Genomic DNA, 409 nt, shown 5'->3' on the forward strand with positions numbered 1-409 from the left:
TTCCCATTGGTCGCCCGATAGCTAATACTCAAACTTACATCCTCGATCAATATTTACAACCAGTTCCCATTGGCATTGCTGGAGAATTACATATTGGGGGTGTACAATTAGCTAGAGGCTACCTCAACCAGCCAGAATTAACTAATGAAAGATTCATTTCTAATCCTTTTGGTGAAGGTAAATTATATAAAACTGGAGATAAGGCACGTTATCTAAGTGATGGAAATATAGAATATCTTGGTCGCATCGATCATCAAGTTAAACTACGAGGTTTACGTATTGAGTTAGGAGAAATAGAATTCCTTTTAGACACTCATCCCCAAGTAGAACAAACAGTTGTAGTTCTGCAAGCAGATACTTCTGAAAACCAACGCTTAGTAGCTTATGTAGTTAGAAAAAACTCATCATT

1 protein-coding gene is annotated in these 409 nt (G+C 36.9%); it reads left to right on the forward strand.

Features of this window, described 5'->3' with window-relative positions; all coding sequences use genetic code 11:
• On the forward strand, positions 1-409 hold a 409-nt coding region (locus tag FJR06_RS11575; protein WP_168651472.1), incomplete at both ends, for an AMP-binding protein.

This window comes from Dolichospermum sp. UHCC 0352, from assembly GCF_009711925.1.
GTDB lineage: Bacteria > Cyanobacteriota > Cyanobacteriia > Cyanobacteriales > Nostocaceae > Dolichospermum > Dolichospermum lemmermannii.